The sequence below is a fragment of the Streptomyces sp. NPDC003635 genome, assembly GCF_053587635.1.
Map to the genome: position 1 here is coordinate 63,310 of NZ_JBSFOK010000018.1, position 18,743 is coordinate 82,052.

At 73.6% G+C, this 18,743-nt stretch carries 15 protein-coding genes and 1 riboswitch; of the genes, 14 read left to right on the plus strand and 1 reads right to left on the minus strand.

The window, feature by feature from the left end:
- The first annotated feature begins 29 nt into the window (after positions 1–29).
- The 8 genes from ACWDRW_RS18885 to cobI all read left to right on the plus strand — a co-directional run bounded on the left by ACWDRW_RS18885 (position 30) and on the right by cobI (position 11,530).
- Positions 30–251 carry a hypothetical protein gene (locus tag ACWDRW_RS18885; protein WP_451724519.1) on the plus strand — a complete coding sequence of 74 codons (222 nt, stop codon included), beginning with the start codon at positions 30–32 and terminating at the stop codon, positions 249–251.
- A gap of 226 nt (positions 252–477) precedes the next feature.
- A riboswitch (cobalamin riboswitch) is annotated at positions 478–617 on the plus strand.
- Between the two features lie 101 nt (positions 618–718).
- Complete coding sequence (locus ACWDRW_RS18890; protein ID WP_451724521.1) at positions 719–1,660, plus strand: cobalamin biosynthesis protein; 942 nt, start codon at positions 719–721, stop codon at positions 1,658–1,660.
- Positions 1,657–3,168, plus strand: a complete 1,512-nt coding sequence (locus ACWDRW_RS18895) for a cobyric acid synthase (protein ID WP_451724523.1) — start codon at positions 1,657–1,659, stop codon at positions 3,166–3,168. Before ACWDRW_RS18890 ends, ACWDRW_RS18895 begins: the two co-directional genes overlap by 4 nt.
- Positions 3,165–6,827, plus strand: coding sequence for a cobaltochelatase subunit CobN (gene cobN / locus ACWDRW_RS18900; RefSeq protein WP_451724525.1), 3,663 nt, complete (start codon positions 3,165–3,167; stop codon positions 6,825–6,827). The genes ACWDRW_RS18895 and cobN overlap by 4 nt, the downstream gene beginning before the upstream one ends.
- A complete protein-coding gene (locus ACWDRW_RS18905; RefSeq protein WP_451724527.1) occupies positions 6,824–8,827 on the plus strand; it encodes a putative cobaltochelatase in 2,004 nt (667 codons plus the stop codon). Before cobN ends, ACWDRW_RS18905 begins: the two co-directional genes overlap by 4 nt.
- Positions 8,827–9,435, plus strand: coding sequence for a cob(I)yrinic acid a,c-diamide adenosyltransferase (cobO, locus tag ACWDRW_RS18910; protein ID WP_451724529.1), 609 nt, complete (start codon positions 8,827–8,829; stop codon positions 9,433–9,435). The genes ACWDRW_RS18905 and cobO overlap by 1 nt, the downstream gene beginning before the upstream one ends.
- On the plus strand, positions 9,429–10,781 hold the full coding sequence (locus ACWDRW_RS18915) for a cobyrinate a,c-diamide synthase (protein WP_451724531.1): 1,353 nt from the start codon (positions 9,429–9,431) through the stop codon (positions 10,779–10,781). The genes cobO and ACWDRW_RS18915 overlap by 7 nt, the downstream gene beginning before the upstream one ends.
- Positions 10,778–11,530, plus strand: coding sequence for a precorrin-2 C(20)-methyltransferase (cobI, locus tag ACWDRW_RS18920; protein ID WP_451724532.1), 753 nt, complete (start codon positions 10,778–10,780; stop codon positions 11,528–11,530). The genes ACWDRW_RS18915 and cobI overlap by 4 nt, the downstream gene beginning before the upstream one ends.
- A 2-nt stretch (positions 11,531–11,532) precedes the next feature.
- On the opposite strand, the gene ACWDRW_RS18925 is transcribed toward cobI, so the two are convergent.
- Positions 11,533–12,261: a ZIP family metal transporter gene (locus tag ACWDRW_RS18925; RefSeq protein WP_451724533.1), complete on the minus strand. Its 729-nt coding sequence runs from the start codon at positions 12,259–12,261 to the stop codon at positions 11,533–11,535.
- Between the two features lie 133 nt (positions 12,262–12,394).
- On the opposite strand from ACWDRW_RS18925, the gene cobM reads away from it, so the two are divergent.
- From cobM to cobC, 6 genes are read left to right on the plus strand one after another with little or no spacing between them, the layout of a single operon-like run.
- Positions 12,395–13,213, plus strand: coding sequence for a precorrin-4 C(11)-methyltransferase (gene cobM / locus ACWDRW_RS18930; protein WP_451724534.1), 819 nt, complete (start codon positions 12,395–12,397; stop codon positions 13,211–13,213).
- A complete protein-coding gene (gene cbiE / locus ACWDRW_RS18935; protein ID WP_451724536.1) occupies positions 13,210–14,460 on the plus strand; it encodes a precorrin-6y C5,15-methyltransferase (decarboxylating) subunit CbiE in 1,251 nt (416 codons plus the stop codon). The genes cobM and cbiE overlap by 4 nt, the downstream gene beginning before the upstream one ends.
- Entirely contained in the window at positions 14,457–16,130 is a 1,674-nt protein-coding gene (gene cobJ, locus ACWDRW_RS18940; RefSeq protein ID WP_451724538.1) for a precorrin-3B C(17)-methyltransferase, read from the plus strand. The genes cbiE and cobJ overlap by 4 nt, the downstream gene beginning before the upstream one ends.
- A complete protein-coding gene (locus ACWDRW_RS18945; RefSeq protein WP_451724539.1) occupies positions 16,127–16,717 on the plus strand; it encodes a precorrin-8X methylmutase in 591 nt (196 codons plus the stop codon). Before cobJ ends, ACWDRW_RS18945 begins: the two co-directional genes overlap by 4 nt.
- Complete coding sequence (locus ACWDRW_RS18950) at positions 16,714–17,634, plus strand: sirohydrochlorin chelatase (protein ID WP_451724543.1); 921 nt, start codon at positions 16,714–16,716, stop codon at positions 17,632–17,634. The genes ACWDRW_RS18945 and ACWDRW_RS18950 overlap by 4 nt, the downstream gene beginning before the upstream one ends.
- Positions 17,624–18,697: an Rv2231c family pyridoxal phosphate-dependent protein CobC gene (gene cobC / locus ACWDRW_RS18955; RefSeq protein WP_451724545.1), complete on the plus strand. Its 1,074-nt coding sequence runs from the start codon at positions 17,624–17,626 to the stop codon at positions 18,695–18,697. Before ACWDRW_RS18950 ends, cobC begins: the two co-directional genes overlap by 11 nt.
- Positions 18,698–18,743: the final 46 nt, after the last annotated feature.

The window sequence follows — 18,743 nt, forward strand, 5'->3', positions numbered from 1 at the left end:
CCACCCGGCTCACTGAAGGAATCAGCATCATGAAGATCGACTGGGCGGCCCTCGGCTCCGTCTTCGGCGTCAGCCTCGTGGTCACCGTGGCCCTCGTGGCCCTGTTCACCCTCGGCATCACCGGCCTCGCCCGCCGCGAACGCGCGGCGGAGCAGGGCGGCACCGCGACGGTGGCGCTCACTGGCGCGTACGCCTGCTTCGCGGCCTGCGCCGCGGCCGTGGGCTACGGGATCTACCTGATCGTGGCCTGACCCGCTTCTTACTCGACGCGCGCTCTGTCCGCGCGCCCATGCTGGGCGCCGGACAGGGCGCGCCGTCGTGTGCGCCCGGGTTCACAGGGGGTAACGCCGTGCGGCCGCGGGGCACTTCGGGCGTAGCCACCTCATCGGGGTGACGGCGCTGTTCAAACCCCGTCCCACCGACCCCGATGTGGGCCTCAGCACACTCTTCCCTCGCAGGTCAACAGCGAGTTGACGGCCGTTCCGGGGCCGTGGTGGACTGCCGGAGCCAATTACGGCGGCAGGAGAGGAAGCCGGTGCGAGTCCGGCGCGGTCCCGCCACTGTCACCGGGGTAGGTAGCCCCGGGAGCCAGGAACTCTCACCGCCGGTCTAGTCGAACCAGGGCGTGGACACCCTGAGTGAGGACATGTCGCGATGCTCGCCTGCCTGTTGCCATCCAGCGCCAGACCCCTTTCCGACTCCGCGACCGGCTGAGCCGATGCGGGCCGATCGCGTCTTCGCGTACGGCGCCGCCGCCGGCCTCCTGGGTGACCTGCTCCTCGGCGATCCGCGCCGTGGGCATCCGGTCGCCGCGTTCGGGCGGGCCGCGGGTGCCGTGGAGCGGGTGCTGTGGCGGGACGACCGGGGGCGGGGTGCGGTGCACACCGCCGTGTGCGCCGGTGGCGCCGTCGCCGTCGGCGCTCTCACCTCTCGTGCGGTACGACACTCCCCCGCGGCGTCCGTCGCCCTCACCGGCCTCGCCACCTGGGCCGTCGTCGGGGGGACCTCGCTCGCCCGCGAGGCCCGCCGCATCGGGCGTTCGCTCGAAGCGCGGGACGTCGAGGCCGCGCGGGCCCGGCTGCCGCATCTGTGCGGGCGCGATCCGCAGGCGCTCGACGCCGACGGGATCGCCCGGGCCGTAGTGGAGTCCGTCGCCGAGAACACCTCCGACGCCGTCGTCGGCGCGCTGGTGTGGGGCGCGCTCGGCGGAGTGCCGGGGCTCGTCGGGTTCCGGGCCGTGAACACCCTCGACGCCATGGTCGGCCACAAGTCACCCCGCTACCGGCGGTACGGGTGGGCCTCGGCCCGCCTCGACGACGTCGCCGGGTGGCCGGGGGCGCGGCTGACGGCCGTACTCGCCGCCGCAGCCGGTGGGAATCCCCGGGGTGCGGTACGCGCCTGGCGCGCCGACGCCGAGAAGCACCCGAGCCCCAACGCCGGGCCGGTGGAGGCCTCGTTCGCGGGGGCGCTGGGGGTCCGGCTCGGCGGGACGCTGTCGTACGGCGGACGCGTCGAACATCGACCGGTACTCAACGGGGAGGGGCGGGCAGTGGAAGTCGGGGACATCGAACGGGCCGTACGGCTGTCGCGGCGGGTCAGTTGGCTGGCGCTCGGCGTCAGTGTCGTCGCGCGCCGGGCCGTGAAGGGGCGGACGTCATGACCGGCGGTGGGCTGCTCGTCGCCGGGACCACCTCCGACGCCGGGAAGAGCGTCGTCACCGCCGGCATCTGCCGGTGGCTGGTGCGGCAGGGGGTCAAGGTGGCTCCCTTCAAGGCGCAGAACATGTCGCTCAACTCCTTCGTGACCCGCGAGGGCGCCGAGATCGGGCGGGCCCAGGCCATGCAGGCCCAGGCCTGCCGCGTCGAGCCGACCGCGCTGATGAACCCCGTGCTGCTCAAGCCGGGCGGCGAGCAGAGCAGCCAGGTCGTGCTCATGGGCAAGCCGGTGGGCGAGTTGAGCGCGCGCGGGTACCACGGGGGGCGGCAGCAGCAGCTCCTCGGGACCGTGCTCGACTGCCTCGCCGAACTGCGGGGCACGTATGACGCGGTGATCTGTGAGGGGGCCGGTTCGCCCGCCGAGATCAATCTGCGGCGGACCGACATCGTGAACATGGGGATCGCCCGGAACGCCGGGCTGCCCGTGGTCGTGGTCGGCGACATCGACCGCGGGGGTGTCTTCGCCTCCTTCTTCGGTACGGTCGCGCTGCTCTCGCCCGAGGACCAGCGGCTCGTCGCCGGGTTCCTCGTCAACAAGTTCCGCGGCGACGTCTCACTGCTGGAGCCGGGCCTGGACATGCTGCACGGGCTCACCGGGCGGCGGACCTACGGCGTCCTGCCCTTCCGGCACGGACTCGGCATCGACGAGGAGGACGGACTGCGCGTGTCGCTGCGGGGAGCCGTCCGGGAGTCCCAGGTCTCCTCCCCCGTCGGCGAGGACGTGCTGCGCGTCGCCGTCTGCGCCGTGCCGCTCATGTCCAACTTCACCGACGTCGACGCCCTCGCCGCCGAGCCGGGTGTCGTCGTGCGGTTCGTGGACCGGCCGGAGGAACTGGCCGACGCGGATCTCGTCGTCGTCCCCGGGACCCGGGGCACGGTGCGCGCGCTGGAGTGGCTGCGGGAGCGGGGGCTCGCGCAGGCGCTCGTGGGACGAGCCGCCGAGGAGCGGCCCGTCCTCGGGATCTGCGGGGGCTTCCAACTCCTCGGCGAGCACATCGAGGACGACGTCGAGAGCCGTCGCGGTCACGTCCCCGGGCTCGGGATCCTGCCCGTCCGCGTGCGGTTCGCGCGCGAGAAGACCCTCACCCGGCCCGTCGGCGAGGCCCTCGGCGAGCCGGTCGAGGGCTACGAGATCCACCACGGGATCGCCTCCGTCCACGGCGGTGAACCCTTCCTGGACGGCTGCCGGGTCGGACAGATCTGGGGCACGCACTGGCACGGCTCACTGGAGTCGGACGGTTTCCGGCGGGCCTTCCTGCGCGAGGTGGCGGCCGCCGCGGGCCGCCGCTTCGTGCCGGCCCCCGACACCTCGTTCGCCGCGCTGCGCGAGGAGCAGCTCGACCGGCTCGGCGATCTGATCGAACAGCACGCGGACACCGACGCGCTCTGGCGGCTCATCGAGTCGGGCGCGCCGCAAGGACTGCCTTTCATTCCACCGGGAGCGCCCGCATGAGCACAGTGTTGTTGTTGTCGACCGCCGACACGGATCTGCTGGCGGCCAGGGCGGCGTCCGGTGCCTCCTACCGGATCGGCAACCCGACCCGGGTGGACGTCGCGGAGGAACTCCCCGGCCTCGTCGAGGGCGCGGACATCGCCGTCGTACGACTGCTCGGCGGCAAGCGCGCCTGGGAGGACGGCCTGGCCACGCTGAAGGCGGCCGGCATCCCGACCGTGCTGCTGGGCGGAGAGGCCGTCCCGGACGCGGAGTTGATGGCGGAGTCGTCGGTGCCCGCCGGTGTCGTCGCCGAGGCGCTGCGGTACCTCGTCGAGGGCGGCCCCGCCAACCTCACCGAGCTCGCCCGCTTCCTCTCCGACACCGTGCTGCTGACGGGCGAGGGGTTCGTCGAGCCGCAGAAGATGCCGGAGTACGGCGTCCATGGCGACCGCGCCATGGAGAGCGGCCGGCCCACCGTCGGCGTGCTCTTCTACCGGGCCCACGAACTGAGCGGCAACACCGGCTTCGTCGACACGCTCTGCGACGCCATCGAGGCACGCGGCGCCAACGCCCTCCCCGTGTACTGCGGTTCGCTGCGCGGTGCCGACGCGGGGCTGTACGAGATCCTCGGCCGGGCCGACGCGCTCGTCGCCACGGTCCTGGCGGCCGGCGGCACGCACGCCTCGCAGGCCTCGGCGGGCGGGGACGAGGAGGCGTGGGACATCGGGGCCCTCGCCGATCTCGACATCCCCGTGCTGCAGGGACTGTGCCTCACGTCGTCCAGAGCGGCCTGGGACGAGTCCGATGCCGCCCTCTCCCCCATGGACGCGGCCATGCAGGTCGCGATCCCGGAGTTCGACGGCCGGCTCATCACCGTGCCGTTCTCCTTCAAGGAGCAGAACGACGAGAACGGGGCCGACGTCCCGGTGTACGTCGCCGACCCGGAGCGGGCCGCTCGCGTCGCCGGGATCGCCGTCCGGCACGCGGCGCTGAAGCACAAGCCGAACGCCGAGAAGAAGCTCGCGCTGGTCTTCACCGCCTACCCGACCAAGCACTCCCGGGTGGGCAACGCGGTCGGCCTCGACACGCCCGCGTCGGCGGTACGGGTGCTGGACGCGCTCAAGGACGCCGGGTACTCGCTCACCGAATATCCCTCGGGCGGTGACGAGTTGATCCACCGGCTGATCGAGGCCGGTGGTCACGACGTCGAGTGGCTGACCGAGGAGCAGCTGGCCTCCGCGCCCGCGCGCGTGCCCCTCGCCGACTACCAGGCGTGGTTCGACAAGCTCGACCCGGAACTCAAGCAGGCGATGACGGAGGCCTGGGGCGAGCCGCCAGGGTCCCTCTACGTCGACGGGGACGACATCGTGCTCGCCTCCCTCCAGTTCGGCAACGTCGTCGTGATGATCCAGCCGCCGCGCGGCTTCGGCGAGAACCCGATCGCGATCTACCACGACCCGGACATGCCGCCGTCCCACCACTACATGGCCGCCTACCGGTGGCTGGAGAACTCCTTCGGCGCCGACGCCGTCGTCCACATGGGCAAGCACGGCACGATGGAGTGGCTGCCGGGCAAGGGACTGGGCCTCAGCGGCGGTTGCGCCCCGGACGCCGTCCTCGGTGAACTCCCGCTGATCTACCCGTTCATCGTCAACGACCCCGGCGAGGGAACGCAGGCCAAGCGGCGCGGGCACGCCACGGTCGTCGACCATCTCGTCCCGCCGATGGCCCGCGCCGACACCTACGGCGACCTGGCCAAGCTGGAGCAGCTTCTCGACGAGTACGCCCTGGTGAGCGACCTCGACCCGACGAAGGCCCCGGCCGTACGGGCGCAGATCTGGACGCTGGTGAAGGCGGCCGAACTCCACCACGACCTGCATGTCGACGAGCAGCCGGACGACGAGGAGTTCGACGAGTTCGTCATGCACATCGACGGCTATCTGTGCGAGATCAAGGACGTGCAGATCCGGGACGGGCTGCACGTCCTCGGCGGCGGGCCGATCGGCGAACCGCGCGTCAACCTCGTGCTCGCCGTGCTGCGCGCCTCCCAGGTATGGGGTGGTCAGGCCAACGCGCTGCCGGGGCTGCGGAGTGCGCTGGCCGCCCATTTCGGGCTGGACGAGAAGGAGCTGCTGGCCGAACCGGGCGCGCCCGTGAAGGTACCGGTCGAGCTGAGCGACCTCGTCGAGGGCCCCGCGCGCACGGCCGCCGACGCGATCGACCTGCTGGAGCAGCTGTGCCGCCGGGTCGCCGAGGGCATGGAGGAGCGGAACTGGCGGGCGGCAGCCGTACCGGCGCTCGTGCGCGAGGTCATCGGCACCGAACTCCCGGACGCCGTCAAGGTGCTGGAGTTCGCGTGCGACGAGGTCGTACCGCGCCTGGCGAGGACCACCGACGAGATCGGGCACATCCTGCGGGCCCTCAACGGCGGCTACGTCCCGGCCGGGCCCTCCGGCTCCCCCACCCGCGGTCTGGTCAACGTCCTGCCGACCGGCCGCAACTTCTACTCCGTCGATCCCAAGGCCATCCCCTCCCGGCTGAGTTGGGAGGTCGGCCAGTCCCTCGCCGACTCCCTGGTGGCTCGCTACCTCCAGGACACCGGCGAGTACCCGAAGTCCGTCGGGCTCACGGTGTGGGGTACGTCCGCGATGCGCACCCAGGGTGACGACATCGCGGAGATCCTGGCGCTGCTGGGCTGCCGTCCGGTGTGGGACGACGCCTCGCGCCGGGTGACCGGGTTCGAGGTGGTAGCTCTGGAGGAGCTGGGACGGCCGCGCATCGACGTCACCGTCCGTATCTCGGGGTTCTTCCGGGACGCGTTCCCGCATGTGGTCGGGCTGATCGACGACGCGGTGCGGGCGGTGGCGGAGCTGGACGAGCCCGCCGCGCGGAACTTCGTCAAGGCGCACGCCGACGAGGACACCGCCGAGCACGGCGACCGGCGCCGGGCGACCGCGCGGGTCTTCGGCTCCAAGCCGGGCGCGTACGGCGCCGGTCTGCTGCCGCTGATCGACGCCCGTAACTGGCGCTCCGACGCCGACCTCGCCGAGGTGTACGCGGTGTGGGGCGGGTACGCCTACGGCCGCGGGCTCGACGGGCGGGCGGCGCGTGGGGACATGGAGACGGCGTTCAAGCGGATCGCGGTCGCGGCGAAGAACGTCGACACCCGCGAGCACGACCTCGTCGACGCCGACGACTACTTCCAGTACCACGGCGGCATGGTCGCGATGGTGCGCCATCTGACGGGCGCCAGCCCCGAGGCGTACGTCGGCGACTCCGCCACCCCGGAGCAGGTGAGGACGCGCACGCTGGGCGAGGAGACGCACCGCGTGTTCCGGGCCCGGGTGGTCAACCCGCGCTGGATGGCGGCGATGCGCCGGCACGGCTACAAGGGCGCCTTCGAGATGGCGGCGACCGTCGACTACCTCTTCGGCTACGACGCCACCGCGGGGGTCGTGGACGACTGGATGTACGAGAAGCTCAGCGCCGAGTACGTCTTCGACCCGGAGAACCGGGACTTCATGAAGCAGTCCAACCCCTGGGCGCTGCGCGGGATCACCGAGCGGCTGCTGGAGGCGGCGGACCGCGGTCTGTGGGCCGAGCCGGACGCGGACACGCTGGAGCGGCTGCGGGCCACCTATCTGGAGCTGGAAGGCGACTTGGAGGGCGACCAGTGACCACCCCCTTCCCCTTTACGGCCGTGGTCGGCCAGGACGACCTGCGGCTCGCGCTGCTGCTGAACGCCGTGTCGCCCGCGGTCGGCGGTGTGCTGGTGCGCGGTGAGAAGGGCACGGCCAAGTCGACGGCCGTGCGGGCGCTCTCGGCGCTGATGTCCGAGGTCCCGGTGGTCCCGGGCTGCCGCTTCTCCTGCGACCCGGGCGCCCCCGATCCGGCGTGCCCGGACGGGCCGCACGAGGAAGCGGGCGCGGGCTCGCGACGCCCCGCCCGCATGGTCGAACTCCCCGTCGGCGCCTCCGAGGACCGGCTGGTCGGCGCCCTGGACATCGAGCGCGCGCTCGCCGAGGGCGTGAAGGCCTTCGAGCCGGGGCTCCTCGCCGACGCCCACCGGGGGATCCTGTACGTCGACGAGGTCAACCTCCTGCACGACCACCTGGTCGACCTGCTGCTGGACGCGGCGGCGATGGGCGCGTCGTACGTCGAGCGCGAGGGTGTGTCCGTCCGGCACGCCGCCCGTTTCCTGCTCGTCGGCACCATGAACCCCGAGGAGGGGGAGCTGCGGCCGCAGTTGCTCGACCGGTTCGGGCTGACGGTCGAGGTCGCGGCCTCCCGGGAGCCCGACCAGCGGGTGGAGGTCGTACGGCGCAGGCTCGCCTACGACGACGATCCGGCCGGGTTCGCGGCCCGGTGGGCGGACGAGGAGGCGGCCGTACGTCAACGCATCGTCGCCGCGAGGGATTTGCTGCCGTCGGTGCGGCTGGGTGACGGGGCGCTCAGGCAGATCGCGGCGACCTGTGCCGCGTTCGAGGTGGACGGCATGCGGGCCGACATCGTGATGGCCCGTACGGCCACCGCGCTGGCCGCGTGGGCCGGGCGGACCGATGTGCTCGCCGAGGACGTCCGCCAGGCGGCGCTGCTCGCGCTGCCGCACCGCAGGCGCCGCAACCCCTTCGACGCTCCGGGCCTCGACGAGGACAAGCTCGACGAGACGCTGGAGGAGTTTTCCGGTGACGGTGAGGGTGAGGGTGAGGGTGACCAGGATCCCGACCCCGACGGGCCCGGTGGGGGCGGCGGGCAGCCGCCGTCCGAGGGGCCGGGGAGCGACGGGGGTTCGGGCGCGCGTCCGGAAGCCGGTGAGGACGGGGAACCGCAGGCCTCCGGAGCCGGGGAGCAGACGCCCGTACGGGCCTCCGAACCCTTTCGTACGAAGGTGCTGAGCGTGCCGGGCATCGGTGAGGGCGCCGCCGGGCGGCGTTCGCGGGCACGGACCGAGCACGGGCGGACCACCGGGGCCCGGCGGCCCCGGGGGGCGCTGACCAAGCTGCACCTGGCGGCCACCGTGCAGGCGGCGGCCCCGCATCAGCGGGCCCGGGGCCGGTCGGGGCGCGGGCTGGTGGTGCGCCGGGACGATCTGCGGCAGGCCGTGCGGGAGGGCCGTGAGGGGAACCTCGTGCTGTTCGTCGTGGACGCGTCCGGGTCGATGGCGGCCCGGCAGCGGATGAGCGCGGTGAAGGGTGCCGTGCTGTCGCTGCTGCTGGACGCCTATCAGCGGCGGGACAAGGTGGGCCTGGTGACGTTCCGGGGGTCGGCCGCCGATGTGGCGCTGCCGCCGACCTCGTCCGTCGACGCGGCGGCGGCCCGGCTGGAGTCGCTGCCGACGGGCGGGCGCACGCCGCTCGCGGCGGGGCTGCTCAAGGCGCACGAGGTGCTGCGGGTCGAGCGGCTGCGGGACCCCGCCCGGCGGGCGCTCGTCGTCGTGGTGACCGACGGACGGGCCACGGGTGGCCCGGAGCCGGTGGCGCTCGCGGGGCGGGCGGCCCGGCTGCTGGCGGCCGAGGACGTCGCCTCCGTGGTCGTGGACTGCGAGTCGGGGCCCGTGCGGCTGGGGCTCGCCGGACAGCTCGCGGCTGAGCTGGGCGGTACGGCGGTGACGCTGGACGAGCTGCGGGCGGACTCGATCGCCGGACTGGTGAAGGACGTACAGAGGAGGGCCGCGTAATGCCTCAGGGACAGCCGAGTGTCGTACCGGACGACGGGCTGACGACTCGTCAGCGGCGCAACCGGCCGCTGGTCGTCGTGCACACCGGGATCGGGAAGGGCAAGTCGACCGCCGCGTTCGGGCTCGCTCTGCGGGCCTGGAACCAGGGGTGGCCCATCGGGGTGTTCCAGTTCGTGAAGTCGGCCAAGTGGAAGGTCGGCGAGGAGAACGCGCTGCGCGTGCTCGGTGCCAGCGGTGAGGGCGGGTCCGTCGACTGGCACAAGATGGGCGAGGGCTGGTCCTGGGTGCAGCGGGACATCCAGGGTGACAACGCGACCAACGAGGAGAAGGCCCGGGAGGGCTGGGAGCAGGTCAAGCGGGACCTGGCCGCCGAGACGTACCGGCTGTACGTCCTGGACGAGTTCGCGTACCCCATGCACTGGGGGTGGATCGACACCGACGAGGTGGTCGACGTGCTGCGCGACCGGCCCGGCACCCAGCACGTGGTGATCACCGGGCGCAACGCGCCCGAGAAGCTGGTCGACTTCGCGGATCTCGTGACCGACATGTCCAAGGTCAAGCATCCGATGGACGCGGGCCAGAAGGGCCAGAGAGGGATCGAGTGGTGACGTCTTCCGTCCCTCGGCTGGTCGTCGCCGCGCCCTCCTCGGGGAGTGGGAAGACCACCGTCGCCACGGGGTTGATGGCCGCGTTCGCCGCGCGGGGGCTCGCCGTGTCCCCGCACAAGGTGGGACCCGACTACATCGACCCCGGGTATCACGCGCTCGCGAGCGGGCGGGTGGGACGGAACCTCGACGCGTACCTGTGCGGCCCCGAGTTGGTCGGACCGCTGTTCCTGCACGGGGCGCGCGGATGCGACGTCGCCGTCGTCGAGGGCGTGATGGGGCTGTACGACGGGGCCGCGGGGGAAGGTGAACTGGCCTCCACGGCTCATGTGGCGAAGGTGTTGCGGGCGCCGGTGGTGCTCGTCGTCGACGCGTCCTCGCAGTCCCGTTCCGTGGCGGCGCTGGTGCACGGGTTCGCGTCCTGGGATCCGGAGGTGCGGGTCGGTGGCGTGATCCTGAACAAGGTCGCGTCGGACCGGCACGAGGAGCTGCTGCGGGAGGCGTTGGAGTCGGTCGGGGTGCCCGTCCTCGGGATGCTGCGTCGCACGGCTCAGGTGGACACGCCCTCGCGGCATCTGGGGCTGGTCCCGGTCGCCGAACGGCGGGGCGAGGCTCTGGACGCGGTGGCGGCGATGGCCGCGCAGGTCGAGGCCGGGTGCGATCTGGACGGGCTGCTGCGGCTCGCGCGGGGCGCGGGCGCGCTGTCGTGCGAAGCCTGGGAGCCGCCCGTGACCAGCCCCGGCACCCGCGAGGTCATCGCCGTCGCCGGTGGTCCCGCGTTCACCTTCTCCTACGCCGAGCACGCCGAGCTGCTCACCGCCGCCGGCGCCGACGTCGTCACCTTCGACCCCCTCCGGGACGAGCAACTGCCGGACGGAGTGAGCGGGTTGGTCATCGGGGGTGGTTTCCCCGAGGTGTACGGCGCCGAGCTGTCCGCCAACGAGCCGCTGCGGAAGGCGGTCGCCGCTCTCGCGGAGAGCGGCGCCCCCGTCGCCGCCGAGTGCGCCGGGCTGCTCTATCTGTGCCGGGAGCTGGACGGCCTGCCGATGTGCGGGGTGCTCGACGCGAGCGCGCGTATGTCGGAGCGGCTCACCCTCGGGTACCGGGACGCCGTCGCCGTCACGGACAGTGCGCTCGCCGAGGCCGGTACCCGGATGCGGGGGCATGAGTTTCATCGGACCGTCGTCGAGCCGGGGGCGGGGGACGCTCCCGCCTGGGGGGTGCGGGGGCCCGCCCGGCGCGTCGAAGGGTTCGTACAGCTTGGTGTGCATGCCAGCTATCTGCACACCCACTGGGCCGCGCAGCCCCGCGTCGCCCATCGGTTCGTGGAGAGGTGCCGGACGTCATGAGCAGCAGCAGGTTGATCGGTGTCGGTGTGGGGCCGGGCGATCCGGAGCTGGTGACCGTCAAGGGCGTCAACGCTCTGCGGGCCGCCGATGTCGTCGTCGTGCCCGTCATGGCCGCACTTGACGGAACGGACGGCGGGGAGCGGGGACGGGCCGAGGCGACCGTCCTGCACTACGTGCCCGAGGAGAAGGTCGTGCGCGTCGTCTTCGCTCTCAACGAGCGCAGCGACCGGGCCCGGCGGGAGGCCGCCTGGGACGCGGCCGGTGAGCGCGTCGCCCAACTGCTCCGGCAGCACTCCGTCGTCGCCTTCGCCACCATCGGCGATCCCAACGTCTACTCCACCTTCACCTATCTCGCCCACACCATCGGGGACCTCCTGCCGGGCACCGTCATCGACACCGTCCCGGGCATCACCGCCATGCAGGACCTCGCCGCCCGTTCCGGGGCCGTGCTGACCGAGGGCACCGAACCGCTCACCCTCGTTCCGGTCACCGCCGGGGCCGCCGCGCTCAAGGACGCCCTCGCCGGGCCCGGAACCGTCGTCGCCTACAAGTTCGGGCGGCAGGCCGGGGAGGTCGCCGAGGCGCTGCGGGAGACCGGGCGGATCGGGGACGCCGTGTGGGGCGCCGCGCTCGGGCTGCCGGAGGAGTCCATCCGGCCCGCCGCCGAACTCGACGGGGCGTCGCTTCCGTACCTCTCCACGCTCATCGCGCCCGCCCGGCGCGAGGGCGGCCGGGGCGGCAAGCTGTGATGTCAGCCCGCGATCCCCACCACCAGCCAGATGAACCCCGCCCCCGCGATCGTGCACAGCAGCGTCGAGCGGGCCGGGTGCTCGTGGTGCGCCTCGGGCAGGATCTCCGCCGCCGCGAGATAGAGCAGCGCGCCGCCGAACAGGCCGAGATAGCCGCCGAGCAGGCCCTCGGGGATGGTCACGAGGGTCGTGCACGCGGCGCCCACCACGGGCGCGGCGGCGTCGGCGTACAGCATGGCGAGCGCCCGGCGGCGGGCGTTGCCGTACAGGCTCGTGATCGTGTACGTGTTGAAGCCGTCGGCGAAGTCATGGGCGATGACCGCGAGGGCGACCGCCGTGCCCATGCCGCCGCCCACCTGGATCGCGGCACCGATCGCCACCCCGTCCATGGCACTGTGGCCGACCATCGCGGCGGCGGCCGTCAGGCCCACCTCGGGGGCCCGGCCGTCCACCTCCTCCGCGCCGTGCGCCGCCTGACGGGCCGCCAGCAGGCGTTCCACCAGGTGGGCCAGGAGGAAGCCGGCCACGAACAGCAGCAGCGCGGCCGGTACGCCGTAGACCTCCTCGCCCGCCGCGTCCAGCGCCTCGGGCAGCAGGTCGAGGCCGACCACGCCCAGCATCAGACCGCCGGCCAGGCCCAGCACGAGATGACGGCGGTCCGTCACGCGCTGTGCCGTCCAGCCGCCGACCAGCGTCATGAGGAACGCGCCGAGCGCCACGAAGATCGCCATGACGCCTTGCTATCGGATCGACGCGCGCTCGCGGGTCTCCGACTCCCGGCCGCCGCCTGACTTTTCCACCGCGCACGAAGAACCCGCCCCCTGACTTTCCACCGCACACGTAAAACCGAGAGGACCGATCCCCATGGCCGATGCCCCCACCGGCAAGGTGACCTTCGTCGGTGCCGGCCCCGGCGCCGCCGATCTGCTGACGTTCCGTGCCGCGCGCGCCATCGCCGAGGCCGACGTGGTGATCTGGGCGGCCAGCCTGGTCCAGGCGGAGGTCCTCCAGCACGCCCGCGAGGACGCGGAGATCCTGGACTCGGCGACGATGTCCCTGGAGGACGTCGTCGCCGTCTACGAGCGGGCGCGGGCCGACGGGCTGCGCGTCGCCCGCATCCACTCCGGTGACCCGGCCCTCTGGGGTGGCACTCAGGAGCAGCTCGACCGGTGCGCGCTGATCGGGATCGCGACCGAAGTCGTCCCGGGCGTCTCCGCCTTCTCGGCCGTCGCCGCGCTCGCGCAGCGCGAGCTGACCATCCCCGAGGTCGCCCAGTCGGTCGTCCTCACCCGGCTCGGCGGCGGCAAGACGCCGATGCCGCCCGGCGAGGAGGTACGCGAGTTCGCCCGGCACGGCACGACCATGGCCGTCTTCCTGTCGGCGGCGCGCAGCGGGCAGCTGGTGCGGGAGCTGCTGGAGGGCGGCTATCCGACGGACACCCCGGTCGTGGTCGCCTACCAGGCCACCTGGCCGGAGGAGCTGATCGTGAAGTGCACGGTCGGCACGCTGGAGGAGACCGTCAAGGAGCACAAGCTGTGGAAGCACACGCTGTTCCTGGTCGGCCCGGCGCTCTCCGCGCACGGCACCCGCTCGCACCTCTACCACCCCGGTCACTTCCACGGCTTCCGCAAGGCCGACCCCGAGGCCCGTCGGGCGCTGCGCGAGCGCGGGGCGAACACATGATCACCGTCGTCGGTACGGGGACGGGGGCGCCCGTCCCGGACGGGACGCTGGCCGGTGCCCGGCTCGTCGTGGGCGGGCGGCGGCATCTGGCCGCGGCGCCCGTCCCGGCCGACGCCGAGCGGGTCGTCCTCGGTCCGCTGGCTCCGGCGCTGGACACCATCGAGCGGCATCTGGACAAGGCGCACCGGGTGGTCGTACTGGCCTCCGGCGATCCGGGGTTCTTCGGGATCGTTCGGGTGCTGGCGGAGCGGTTCGGCTCCCGCGCGCTCGACATCCGCCCGGGGGTCTCCTCCGTGGCGACCGCGTTCGCGCGGGCCGGGGTGCCGTGGGACGACGCCGTCGTGGTCAGCGCGCACGGCCGGGACCTGCGGACGGCCGTGAACGTGTGCCGGGCGCGGCCGAAGGTGGCGGTGCTGACCGGCCCCGGTTCCGGTCCGGCGGAGCTGGGGGCGGCCCTCGGGCCGGACCCCCGCGTCCTGCTCGTCGCCTCCGCGCTGGGCACGGCCGAGGAACGCGTCGAGCGGGTCACGCCCGCCGAGGCCGCGGCCCGCGACTGGGGTACGGCGGTGAGTGTCGTCCTGTGCCTGGACGAGACGCGGCTGCTGGGGCCGGTGCGCACGGTCGCCGGGCCGCCCGCCGGGCCCGCCGGATGGGCCCTGGACGAGACGGAGTTCGCCCACCGGGACTCGATGATCACCAAGTTCGAGGTACGGGCGCTGGCCCTGGCCAGGCTCGGGCCCCGGCTCGGCGATCTGGTCTGGGACGTGGGCGCGGGCTCGGGCTCGGTGGCCGTGGAGTGCGCGCGGCTCGGCGCAGCGGTGACCGCGGTGGAGAAGACCCCGGACGGGATCGAGCGGATCCGCGCCAACGCCGTCGCGCACGGCGTCGACGTACGGGCCGTGCACGGGGCGGCGCCGGCGGTGCTGGCTGAGCTCGAGGATCCCGACGCGGTGTTCGTCGGTGGCGGAGGGCGTGACCTGCCCGCCGTCGTGACCGCCTGCGCGCGGCGCGCCCGGCGGACGGTGGTGGTCGCCATGGCGGCCCTCGACCGGGTGCCGGCCGTGCGGGCCGCGCTCATCGAGGCCGGGTTCGACTGCGACGGAGTGCTGCTGCAGTCCTCGCGGCTCGCGCCGCTGCCGGGGGACGTGTCCCGGCTGGCGGCGACCAATCCTGTGTTTCTGCTCTGGGGTCTACGGAGTCCCCATGGGCTGGGGAATCCCCCTGTCGACGAAGGAGTTGCTCAGTGATCGGCCTGATTTCCGCCACCGCGGCGGGGGCGGTTGCGCGGGACCGGCTGGCCGCGGCGTGGCCGGACCGTACGCGCGTGTACGAGGGCCCGGTGGCGGACGCCGTACGGGCCGCGTTCGCGGAGTGCGAGCAGCTCGTGTGCTTTCTCGCCACGGGAGCCGTGGTGCGGCTGGTCGCACCGCTGCTCGGGGACAAGCGGACCGACCCGGGCGTGGTCTGCGTCGACGAGGGCGGGCGGTTCGCCGTGTCGCTGGTCGGCGGACACGGCGGCGGTGCCAATGAACTCGCCGTGCAAGTGGGCGAGTTGCTCACCGCCCAGCCGGTGGTGACGACCGCGACCGACGCCGTCGGGCTGCCCGGCCTGGACACCCTCGGCTTCCCGGTGGAGGGCGATGTCGCCGCCGTCTCCCGGGCCCTGCTGGACGGTGAACCGGTCGCCCTGGCGGCCGAGTTGCCGTGGCCGCTGCCCGCCTTGAAGGTCGCCGACGAGGGCGCGTACACGGTCCGCCTCACCGACCGTGCCGTCGAGCCCGCCGAGCGCGAGGTCGTCCTGCGCCCGCCGTCCCTCGTCGTCGGCGTCGGCGCCTCGAAGGGGGCCCCGGTCGAGGAGGTCCTCGCGCTGATCCACGGCTCGCTGGAGGGGCTGTCCGTCGCTTCCGTGGCCCGGATCGCCACCGTGGGCGCCAAGGCCGAGGAGCCCGGCATCGTCGAGGCCGCCGAACGGCTCGGGGTGCCGCTGGTGACGTACCCCGCCGAGCGGCTCGCGCGGGTCGAGGTCCCCAACCCCTCCGACGCCCCCCTCGCCGCCGTGGGCACCCCCTCCGTCGCCGAGGCCTCGGCACTGGTGGAGGGCGGTGAACTCCTCGTCCCCAAGCGGAAGTCGGCGATGGCGACCTGCGCGGTCGTACGACGTCCCGGGCGCGGGCGCCTCGCCGTGGTCGGTCTCGGACCCGGAGCCCGGGACCTGCTCACCCCCCGCGCCAGGGCCGAACTGCGCCGCGCCTCCGTGCTCGTGGGCCTCGACCAGTACGTCGACCAGATCCGCGATCTGCTGCGCCCCGGCACCCGGCTGCTGGAGTCGGGGCTCGGCGCCGAGGAGGAGCGGGCGCGCACGGCCGTGGCCGAGGCCCGCAAGGGGCACGCCGTCGCGCTGATCGGCAGCGGGGACGCCGGGGTGTACGCCATGGCCTCCCCGGCGCTCGCCGAGGCGAGCGACGACATCGACGTGGTCGGTGTGCCCGGGGTCACCGCCGCCCTCGCGGCCGGGGCGATCCTCGGCGCTCCGCTGGGCCACGACCATGTGTCGATCAGCCTGTCCGACCTGCACACACCGTGGGAGGTCATCGAGCGGCGGGTGCGGGCGGCGGCCGAGGCGGACATCGTGGTCACCTTCTACAACCCCCGCTCCCGGGGCCGTGACTGGCAGCTCCCCAAGGCGCTGGCGATCCTCGCCGGGCACCGCGAGCCGACCACGCCGGTCGGTGTCGTACGCAACGCCTCCCGGCCCGACGAGTCCAGCAGGGTCACCACGCTGGGCGCGCTGGACCCTGCGACGGTCGACATGATGACGGTCGTGACCGTCGGCAACACCGCCACCCGGAACATCGCCGGGCGCATGGTGACGCCGCGCGGCTACCGCTGGCAGTCCGCCGGGGAGGGCGCCGAGTGAACCGCGTCGTCCACCCCATCGAGGAGGAGTCCTACCGGCGGCTGCGTGCCCGCCTGGACACCTCGCACTTCCCGCCGCTGACCCGGGCGGTGGTGGAGCGGGTCATCCACTCCGCGGCCGATCTGGAGTACGCGAGCGACCTCGTCATGGACGAGACCGAGCTGGAGCGGGCCCACGCCGCCCTGCACGCGGGCGCGCCCGTCGTCGTGGACGTGGAGATGGTCGGGGCCGGCATCACCCGGCGCGAGACCGTCTGCCGCCTCCGGGACGCGGTGGCCGGGCCCGGGCTGACCCGTTCCGCCCACGGCATCCGGCTCGCCTACGAGCAGGTCGGCCCCGGCGCCCTCTGGGTGATCGGCAACGCGCCGACCGCGCTGGAGGAACTGCTGACCCTCAACGCCGCCCCGGCCCTCGTCATCGGCCTGCCCGTCGGCTTCGTCGGCGCGGTCGAGTCCAAGGAGGCGCTGCGCGAGAGCGGACTGCCCGCCGTGAGCAACGTGTCCGAGAAGGGCGGCTCCGCGGTCGCCTCCGCGGCGCTCAACGCCTTGCTGTACCACCCCGTTTCACACTCCGAGGAGAAATCGTGACCACCCCGCCGCCCGCCCTGCTCATCGCCGGCCATGGCACCCGCGACGAGGCCGGAGCCGAGGCGTTCCGCGACTTCGTCCGGGAGCTGGGCCGACGCCATCCCGAACTGCCCGTCGCGGGCGGCTTCATCGAGCTCTCCCCGCCGCCGCTGGGCGAGGCCGTCACGGAACTGGTGGAGCGGGGCGTGCGCCGGTTCGCCGCGGTGCCGCTGATGCTGGTCTCCGCCGGGCACGCCAAAGGCGACATCCCGGCCGCGCTGACCCGCGAGAAGGAGCGGCACCCGGGGATCTCGTACACCTACGGCCGCCCGCTGGGCCCGCACCCCTCGCTGCTGAACGTGCTGGAGCGGCGGCTCGACGAGGCTCTCGGCGGGCGCGATCCGCAAGGCCGGGACGATGTCACCGTGCTGCTGGTGGGACGCGGTTCGACGGACCCGGACGCCAACGCGGAGGTGCACAAGGCGGCCCGGCTGCTGTGGGAGGGGCGTGGATACGCGGGCGTGGAGACGGCGTTCGTGTCGCTGGCGGCGCCGGACGTGCCGAGCGGCCTCGACCGGTGTGTGAAGCTGGGGGCGCGCAGAATCGTCGTCCTGCCCTACTTCCTGTTCACCGGCATCCTCCCGGACCGGGTGAAGCAGCAGACCGAGGGCTGGGCGGCGGCCCACCCGGAGGTCGAGGTGCGCTCGGCCGAGGTAATCGGCCCGGAGCCGGAGCTGCTGGATCTGGTCATGGAGCGGTACGAGGAGGCCGTCAAGGGCGATCTGCGGATGAACTGCGACTCGTGCGTGTACCGCATCGCGCTGCCGGGCTTCGAGGACAAGGTGGGCCTGCCCCAGCAGCCGCACTTCCACCCCGACGACGACGGCCACCATCACCACCACGGCCATCACCACGGGGCCCACACGCATGCGCACTGAGGGCCATGACCTGCGCCACCACGGGGACGCGGAGGTCCGTGACGACGGTGCGGCGCTGGTCGACCTGGCGGTGAACGTCCGCGCGGACACTCCGCCGGCCTGGCTGCGGGACCGGATCGCCGGCTCCCTCGCGGGTCTGGCCGCCTACCCCGACGGGCGGGCGGCGCGGGCGGCGGTGGCGGCGCGGCACGGCCTCCCGGTGGACCACGTCCTGCTCACGGCGGGCGCCGCCGAGGCGTTCGTGCTGCTGGCGCGCGCCCTGAAGATCCGCCGGCCGGTCGTGGTGCACCCGCAGTTCACCGAGCCGGAGGCCGCGCTGCGGGACGCCGGGCACACGGTGGACCGGGTGTTGCTGCGGGCGGAGGACGGCTTCCGGCTCGACCCGGCGGCCGTCCCCGAGGACGCGGACCTGGTGGTGATCGGCAATCCGACGAACCCGACCTCGGTGCTGCACCCGGCCGATTCCCTCGCCGAACTCGTCCGCCCCGGACGGACGCTGGTGGTGGACGAGGCCTTCATGGACGCGGTCCCGGGCGAGCGGGAGGCCCTGGCCGGACGCACCGACGTGCCGGGCCTGGTCGTCCTGCGCAGCCTCACCAAGACCTGGGGCCTGGCCGGACTGCGCATCGGCTACGTCCTCGCCGCCCCGGAGACCGTCACGGAACTGGAGCGCGCCCAGCCCCTGTGGCCGGTGTCCTCCCCGGCGCTGGCCGCGGCGGAGGCCTGCATGGAGCCGCGGGCCCTGGCCGAGGCGGCCCACGCGGCCCACCGCATCGCCGCCGACCGGGCCCATCTCGTCGCGGGGCTGGAGGAGTTCGCCGCGCGGGGCCTGAGAGTGGCGCAGCCGGCGGAGGGCCCCTTCGTCCTCGTACACCTGCCGAGGGCGGCTGCCGTACGGCGGCACTTGCGCGACCTCGGTTACGCGGTGCGGCGCGGGGACACCTTCCCCGGCCTCGACGCGGAATGGCTGCGGCTCGCCGTGCGGGACCGGGCGACGGTGAACTCCTTCCTCCGGGCGCTGGACCGGGCACTGGACCGGGCGTTGGCTCCGTTGCGGGGGTGAGGTGCGGCCGGCGGAGGGACCGACCGCCAACCGCACCCGTCCTTCC

What these genes read in the sequence shown, in the direction of transcription:
- cobI (WP_451724532.1), top strand. Translation starts at nt 10,778, where the DNA reads ATGAGCAGCAGCAGGTTGATCGGTGTCGGTGTGGGGCCGGGCGATCCG.
- ACWDRW_RS18895 (WP_451724523.1), top strand. Translation starts at nt 1,657, where the DNA reads ATGACCGGCGGTGGGCTGCTCGTCGCCGGGACCACCTCCGACGCCGGG.
- ACWDRW_RS18890 (WP_451724521.1), top strand. Translation starts at nt 719, where the DNA reads ATGCGGGCCGATCGCGTCTTCGCGTACGGCGCCGCCGCCGGCCTCCTG.
- ACWDRW_RS18885 (WP_451724519.1), top strand. Translation starts at nt 30, where the DNA reads ATGAAGATCGACTGGGCGGCCCTCGGCTCCGTCTTCGGCGTCAGCCTC.
- cobO (WP_451724529.1), top strand. Translation starts at nt 8,827, where the DNA reads ATGCCTCAGGGACAGCCGAGTGTCGTACCGGACGACGGGCTGACGACT.
- cobN (WP_451724525.1), top strand. Translation starts at nt 3,165, where the DNA reads ATGAGCACAGTGTTGTTGTTGTCGACCGCCGACACGGATCTGCTGGCG.
- cobC (WP_451724545.1), top strand. Translation starts at nt 17,624, where the DNA reads ATGCGCACTGAGGGCCATGACCTGCGCCACCACGGGGACGCGGAGGTC.
- cbiE (WP_451724536.1), top strand. Translation starts at nt 13,210, where the DNA reads ATGATCACCGTCGTCGGTACGGGGACGGGGGCGCCCGTCCCGGACGGG.
- cobM (WP_451724534.1), top strand. Translation starts at nt 12,395, where the DNA reads ATGGCCGATGCCCCCACCGGCAAGGTGACCTTCGTCGGTGCCGGCCCC.
- ACWDRW_RS18925 (WP_451724533.1), bottom strand. Translation starts at nt 12,261, where the DNA reads ATGGCGATCTTCGTGGCGCTCGGCGCGTTCCTCATGACGCTGGTCGGC.